The sequence below is a fragment of the Streptomyces sp. genome (genome assembly GCF_031181555.1).
In the GTDB taxonomy this organism is placed as follows: Bacteria; Actinomycetota; Actinomycetes; order Streptomycetales; family Streptomycetaceae; genus Streptomyces; species Streptomyces fimbriatus.
The window spans coordinates 39,638-46,445 of sequence record NZ_JAPSKQ010000028.1; the positions used below are offsets into that span (position 1 = coordinate 39,638).

The 6,808-nt window shown below is 72.0% G+C and carries 5 protein-coding genes and 1 pseudogene; 5 read left to right on the plus strand and 1 reads right to left on the minus strand.

Annotated elements, in window-relative coordinates; all coding sequences use genetic code 11:
• Positions 1-5 precede the first annotated feature (5 nt).
• The gene (locus RIM90_RS08895; RefSeq protein ID WP_309060048.1) at positions 6-1,220 is read left to right on the plus strand and encodes an acetyl-CoA C-acetyltransferase; all 1,215 of its coding nucleotides are present in this window, start codon (positions 6-8) and stop codon (positions 1,218-1,220) included.
• A 40-nt stretch (positions 1,221-1,260) separates the two neighbouring features.
• Positions 1,261-3,438, plus strand: a complete 2,178-nt coding sequence (locus tag RIM90_RS08900) for a 3-hydroxyacyl-CoA dehydrogenase NAD-binding domain-containing protein (protein ID WP_309060049.1) — start codon at positions 1,261-1,263, stop codon at positions 3,436-3,438.
• Between the two features lie 67 nt (positions 3,439-3,505).
• Here the strand turns inward: RIM90_RS08900 and RIM90_RS08905 are convergent, their stop codons facing one another.
• Positions 3,506-4,210 carry a MerR family transcriptional regulator gene (locus tag RIM90_RS08905; RefSeq protein WP_309060050.1) on the minus strand — a complete coding sequence of 235 codons (705 nt, stop codon included), beginning with the start codon at positions 4,208-4,210 and terminating at the stop codon, positions 3,506-3,508.
• Between the two features lie 215 nt (positions 4,211-4,425).
• Here RIM90_RS08905 and RIM90_RS08910 point away from each other — a divergent pair, with 215 nt between their 5' ends.
• From RIM90_RS08910 to RIM90_RS08920, 3 genes and pseudogenes are all read left to right on the plus strand, one after another.
• Entirely contained in the window at positions 4,426-5,892 is a 1,467-nt protein-coding gene (locus RIM90_RS08910; protein WP_309060051.1) for an amino acid permease, read from the plus strand.
• Between the two features lie 42 nt (positions 5,893-5,934).
• Positions 5,935-6,414 carry a macro domain-containing protein gene (locus RIM90_RS08915; RefSeq protein ID WP_309060052.1) on the plus strand — a complete coding sequence of 160 codons (480 nt, stop codon included), beginning with the start codon at positions 5,935-5,937 and terminating at the stop codon, positions 6,412-6,414.
• 84 nt (positions 6,415-6,498) lie between these two features.
• Positions 6,499-6,808, plus strand: a pseudogene (locus RIM90_RS08920) (hypothetical protein); the annotation flags it as partial.

The following is a 6,808-nucleotide window of genomic DNA, read 5'->3' on the forward strand; positions in this document are numbered from 1 at the left end:
TCCCCGTGAGCACCGAAGCGTACGTGTACGACGCGATCCGCACCCCGCGCGGGCGCGGCAAGGCGACCGGCGCCCTGCACGGCACCAAGCCCATCGACCTGGTCGTCGGCCTCATCCACGAGATCCGCGGCCGTTTCCCGGACCTCGACCCGGCCGCCGTCGACGACGTCGTCCTCGGCGTCGTCAGCCCCGTCGGCGACCAGGGCTCCGACATCGCCCGCATCGCCGCCCTCGCCGCCGGACTGCCCGACACGGTGGCCGGCGTGCAGGAGAACCGCTTCTGCGCCTCCGGTCTGGAGGCCGTCAACCTGGCCGCCGCCAAGGTGCGGTCGGGCTGGGAGGACCTGATCCTGGCGGGCGGCGTGGAGTCGATGTCCCGGGTGCCGATGGCCTCCGACGGCGGCGCCTGGTTCAACGACCCGATGACCAACCTCCAGGTCAACTTCGTGCCGCAGGGCATCGGCGCCGACCTGATCGCCACCATCGAGGGCTTCTCCCGGCGCGACGTCGACGAGTACGCCGCCCTGTCCCAGGAGCGCGCGGCCACCGCCTGGAAGGAGAACCGCTTCGAACGGTCCGTCGTCCCGGTGAGGGACCGCAGCGGCCTCGTCGTCCTCGACCACGACGAGCACATGCGCCCCGGCACCACCGCCGACTCCCTCGCGGGCCTCAAGCCGTCCTTCGCGGACATCGGCGAACTGGGCGGCTTCGACGCGGTGGCGCTCCAGCAGTACCACTGGGTCGAGAAGATCGACCACGTCCACCACGCGGGCAACTCCTCCGGCATCGTCGACGGCGCCGCGCTCGTCGCCATCGGCTCCAAGGAGGTCGGCGAGCGCTACGGGCTCACCCCGCGCGCGCGGATCGTCTCCGCCGCCGTGTCCGGCTCCGAGCCCACCATCATGCTCACCGGCCCCGCCCCCGCCACCCGCAAGGCGCTCGCCAAGGCCGGCCTGACCATCGACGACATCGACCTCGTCGAGATCAACGAGGCGTTCGCGGCGGTCGTGCTGCGCTTCGTGAAGGACATGGGCCTGTCGCTGGACAAGGTCAACGTCAACGGCGGCGCCATCGCGCTGGGCCACCCGCTCGGCGCCACCGGCGCGATGATCCTCGGCACGCTCGTCGACGAACTGGAGCGCCAGGACAAGCGCTACGGCCTCGCCACGCTGTGCGTGGGCGGCGGCATGGGCATCGCCACCATCGTCGAGCGCCTCTGAATCCCGGCGACCCGCACGCGACTTCTACGGAGACCCCCTCATGACCGAGAGCACCACCATCCGCTGGGAACAGGACGACACCGGCGTCGTCACCCTCGTCCTCGACGACCCGAACCAGTCCGCGAACACCATGAACCAGGCGTTCCGCGACTCCCTCGCCGTGATCACCGACCGTCTGGAGGCGGAGAAGGACTCCATCCGCGGCGTCATCCTCACCTCCGCCAAGAAGACCTTCTTCGCGGGCGGCGACCTGCGCGACCTGATCCGGGTCACCCCCGAGACGGCGCAGGAACTGTTCGACGGCGGCATGGCGATCAAGCGCCAGATGCGCCGCATCGAGACGCTCGGCAAACCGGTCGTGGCGGCGATCAACGGCGCGGCCCTCGGCGGCGGTTACGAGCTCGCCCTGGCCTGCCACCACCGGATCGCCCTCGACGCCCCCGGCTCCAAGATCGGCTGCCCCGAGGTCACCCTCGGCCTGCTCCCCGGAGGCGGCGGCGTCGTGCGCACCGTCCGCCTGCTCGGCATCGCCGACGCCCTCCTCAAGGTCCTCCTCCAGGGCACCCAGTACAGCCCGCGGCGCGCCCTGGAGAACGGCCTCGTCGACGAGGTGGCCGGCACGCGGGAGGAACTGCTCGCCAAGGCCCGCGCCTTCATCGACGCCCACCCCGAGTCCGCCCAGCCCTGGGACAGGCCGGGCTACCGCATCCCGGGCGGTACGCCCGCCAACCCCAAGTTCGCGGCCAACCTGCCCGCCTTCCCGGCCACCCTGCGCAAGCAGACGAACGGCGCCCCCTACCCGGCCCCGCGCAGCATCCTCGCCGCGGCCGTCGAGGGCGCCCAGGTCGACTTCGAGACCGCCCAGGTCATCGAGGCCCGCCACTTCGTCGAGCTGGCCGCCGGACAGACGTCGAAGAACATGATCCAGGCGTTCTTCTTCGACCTCCAGGCCGTCAACTCCGGCGCCAACCGCCCCCAGGGCATCGAGCCGCGCCAGGTCCGCAGGGTCGCCGTCCTCGGCGCCGGGATGATGGGCGCCGGCATCGCCTACGCGTGCGCCCGCGCGGGGATCGACGTCGTCCTCAAGGACGTCTCCCCGGAGGCCGCCGCCAAGGGCAAGGGCTACTCCGAGAAGCTGTGCGCCAAGGCCGTCGCCAAGGGCCGTACCACCCGGGAGAAGGCCGACGCGCTGCTCGCCCGCATCACGCCCACCGCCGAGGTGGCCGACCTCGCCGGCTGCGACGCGGTCATCGAGGCCGTGTTCGAGGACACCGCGCTCAAGCACAAGGTGTTCCAGGAGGTCCAGGACGTCGTCGCCCCCGACGCGCTGCTGTGCTCCAACACCTCCACCCTGCCCATCACGGCCCTCGCCGAGGGCGTCGAGCGCCAGGACGACTTCATCGGCCTGCACTTCTTCTCTCCCGTCGACAAGATGCCGCTGGTCGAGATCATCAAGGGCGAGCGCACCGGGGACGAGGCGCTGGCCCGCGCCTTCGACCTGGTCCGGCAGATCAACAAGACCCCGATCGTCGTCAACGACTCGCGCGGCTTCTTCACCTCACGCGTCATCGGCCACTTCATCAACGAGGGCGTCGCCATGGTCGGCGAGGGCATCGAGCCCGCGTCGGTGGAGCAGGCCGCCGCCCAGGCCGGCTACCCGGCCAAGGTGCTCTCCCTGATGGACGAGCTGACGCTCACCCTGCCCCGCAAGATCCGCAATGAGTCGAAGCGGGCGGTGGAGGAGGCCGGCGGCACCTGGACCGCGCACCCCGCCGAGGCCGTCATCGACCGCATGGTCGACGAGTTCGGCCGCACCGGCCGCAGCGGCGGCGCCGGCTTCTACGAGTACGGCGAGGACGGCAGGCGCGCCGGCCTGTGGCCGGGACTGCGCGAGCACTTCGGCAGGGCCGGGTACGAGATCCCGTTCCGGGACATGCAGGAACGCATGCTGTTCTCCGAGGCGCTGGACACCGTCCGGCTGCTGGAGGAGGGCGTGCTGACCTCCGTCGCCGACGCGAACATCGGCTCCGTCCTGGGCATCGGCTTCCCCGGGTGGACCGGCGGCGTGCTGCAGTACATCAACGGCTACGACGGCGGGCTGCCCGGATTCGTGGCACGCGCGCGTGAACTCGCCGACCGCTACGGCGAGCGCTTCACCCCGCCGGCGCTGCTGGTGGAGAAGGCGGAGAAGGGAGAGGTCTTCACGGACGCGCGCTGACGGCCCGCGCCCGCCCCGCCGGGGACCACGCGCCGCGTCACCCCCGGCAGGGCGGGCCTCGCCCCCGTCACCCCCGGGCGTCGCCGTCCATCCACTCCCGCAGTTCCTCCTTCAGCGACCGCTGGAACGTCGTGAGCAGCGCCTGCACCACGAGCGGCTGCATGTGGGCGGACAGTGACCTCACGTCCCGCGCGTCGCGCTCCGCGACCGCGTCGCGCAGCAGCCGTGACAGCTCGTGGGCCGCCGCGCGGGAGTACTCGGTGAGCGTGGCCCGGGCGGCGAGGAGGGTCTTCTGCGACAGCGGCACGTCCAGCAGTTCGACGCCGAGCCGCAGCAGACCGGCGTCGACCCGGAAGGACGCGCCGTCGCGCTCGACGACGTCCATCGCCGCCAGCCGCTCCACCTCCTCCTCGGCCAGCGCCCGCCCCGCCAGCCGCTCCAGCTCCTCCCGGGACACCCTCTCCGCCGTCCCCGGCGCCCAGGAGGCCACCACCGCCCGCTGGATCGCCAGCTCCCGCGCGGTCAGGTCCGGCGGCAGCTGCCCCAGATACCGCTCGATGGCCGCCAGCGTCATGCCCTGGCGCTGCAGCTCCTCGATGAGCGCCAGCCGCGCCAGATGCTCCCGCCCGTAGTGACCGACCCGTCGCGGCCCGATCACCGGGGGCGGCAGCAGGCCCTTGGTGCCGTAGAAGCGGATCGTGCGCACCGTGACGCCGGTCCGGGCCGCCAGTTCGTCGATCGTGAGGGTGGGCTCCTCGGTCTCGGTCGTCATGTGCAGCAGTATCGCTGTACCACCGGTGCTGTGACACCCGGGCCGGCCCCGGACGGCCGTGTGAGATGTTCCGCGGTGTGACGTTTGCCATCGCATATGGAACCGCGCATGAGGAAGGGTGGCCCCTTGGTCTGTGCCTTGATCCGAGCGCGCCGGCCGAGGCAATCCGGACACCCGGGCACGACCCGCCCGGGCGCACCAGAGAGTGGAGCACCGTGAGCAAGGACGCCGTGACGACGGCAACGGCCGCACCCCCCACCACGACGGCCCCGGCCCCCGCGGACGCGGGCGACGCCGGCTACAGCAAGGACCTCAAGGCCCGCCACGTCAACATGATCGCCATCGGCGGCGCGATCGGCACCGGACTCTTCCTGGGCGCCGGCGGCCGTCTGCACGACGCGGGCCCGGCGCTCGCGCTGGCCTATCTGGTCTGCGGCGTCTTCGCCTTCTTCGTCGTGCGGGCCCTGGGTGAGCTGGTCCTGTACCGCCCGTCGTCGGGCTCCTTCGTGTCGTACGCGCGTGAGTTCCTCGGCGAGAAGGGCGCGTACGTCGCCGGCTGGATGTACTTCCTGAACTGGTCGACCACCGGCATCGCCGACATCACCGCGATCGCGCTCTACACGCACTACTGGAGCATGTTCACCGACATCCCGCAGTGGGTGCTCGCGCTGATCGCGCTCGCGGTGGTGCTGGCCGTGAACCTGATCTCGGTGAAGATCTTCGGCGAGCTGGAGTTCTGGTTCGCGATCGTCAAGGTGGCCACGCTCGTCGCCTTCATGCTCGTCGGCGTCTTCCTGCTCGCCACGCAGCACGAGGTGGGCGGCGGAACCCCCGGCCTGAACATGATCACGGACAACGGCGGTGTCCTCCCGCACGGCGTCCTGCCCGTCGTCCTCGTCATGCAGGGCGTGATCTTCGCGTACGCGGCGCTGGAGCTGGTCGGCGTCGCGGCGGGCGAGACCGCCGAGCCGGAGAAGGTCGTCCCCCGCGCGGTGAACTCCATCATGTGGCGCGTCGGCCTCTTCTACGTCGGCTCCGTCGTCCTCCTCGCCCTCCTCCTGCCCGGCTCGATGTACTCGGCCGACGAGAGCCCCTTCGTCACCGTCCTGTCGAAGATCGGCGTCCCGGCGGCCGGCGACGTGATGAACCTGGTCGTCCTCACGGCCGCGATGTCGTCCCTGAACTCCGGCCTGTACTCCACCGGCCGCATCCTGCGCTCCATGGCCGTGGCGGGCTCCGCCCCGAGGTTCACCGCCCGCATGAACCGCAGCCAGGTGCCCTACGGCGGCATCCTGCTGACCTGCGGCGTGTGCGTCCTCGGCGTGGGCCTGAACTTCCTGGTGCCGAGCCAGGCCTTCGAGATCGTGCTGAACGTCGCCTCGCTCGGCATCATCAGCACCTGGGTGATCATCATGATCTGCCACCTGATCTTCGTCCGCCGCGCCCGCGCCGGACTGGTCACCCGCCCGTCCTTCCGCCTCCCCGGCAGTCCGGTCACCGAGATCGCCACCATCGCCTTCCTGGTGGCCGTCCTCGGCCTGATGTGGAACGACCCCGGGATCGGCCGGAAGACGCTGCTGCTCGTCCCGGTGATCGCCGCGATGCTGGTCGCGGGCTGGTACGGGGTCCGCCGCCGGGTCGGGCGGATCGCCGACCGCGAGCCGGGCGGGCTCACGAAGTAGCAGGCCCGCGCCACTGTCAGTGGCAACGCCTACGGTGGCGTCATGTCGGGGATCACATACGTCCGGGGTGACGCCACCGTTCCGTCGGTGAAGGGCGTCAAGATCGTCGCCCATGTCTGCAACGACATCGGCGGCTGGGGGAAGGGCTTCGTCCTGGCCCTGTCCCGCCGCTGGCCCGAGCCGGAGGCCGCCTACCGCGCCTGGCACCGCGACCGCGCGTCCAACGACTTCGCCCTGGGAGCGGTCCAGCTGGTCCGGGTCGAGCGGTACGTCTGGGTGGCCAACATGATCGGCCAGCGCGGCACCAGAACGGGCAGCAAGGGCGTCCCCGTCCGCTACGAGGCGATCGGCACCGCCCTCGCCCGCCTCGCCGGCCACGCGGCCGGCCTCGGCGCCTCGGTCCACATGCCCCGCATCGGCTGCGGGCTGGCGGGCGGGAAATGGTCCCTGGTCGAGCCCCTGATCACCGAGAGCCTGGTGCGGCGCGGGATACCCGTGACCGTGTACGACCACGGGGACTGAGCGTGCCGTGACGGTCCCGTCCCCGTCCGGAGGGGGCCGGAGAACGCCACGTCCAGGCCGCCCGCGCCGCGGCCGGTCGGGGCGGTGCGCAGCACCGTCTTCGGCTCGTCCCGGGGCGGCCCGCCCAGGAGGCGGCAGAGCACCGGGCAGACGGCCGGGCGGCACGCCGCAGTCACCGCCCCGGACGGCCGGGAAGCGAGCGGTCCGCAGGACGCCACCCACCGCGTCGGCCGGCCCGGCACCCGGCAGGGCACCGGGCAGGCCCTCGGCCCGGGGCGGCCGCAGCCCGGTACGGACGGTGCCTCGGTGATCGCCACGTCCCGCACGTCCGGCTCCTTCGTCCGTCCGGCGGCGCCGACCGGTTCACGCGCGCAACCGGCGCACGCGCCCACCG

Excerpts from the sequence above, each read along its gene's own strand:
- RIM90_RS08905 (WP_309060050.1), bottom strand. The coding sequence starts at position 4,210 with ATGACGACCGAGACCGAGGAGCCCACCCTCACGATCGACGAACTGGCG.
- RIM90_RS08900 (WP_309060049.1), top strand. The coding sequence starts at position 1,261 with ATGACCGAGAGCACCACCATCCGCTGGGAACAGGACGACACCGGCGTC.
- RIM90_RS08915 (WP_309060052.1), top strand. The coding sequence starts at position 5,935 with ATGTCGGGGATCACATACGTCCGGGGTGACGCCACCGTTCCGTCGGTG.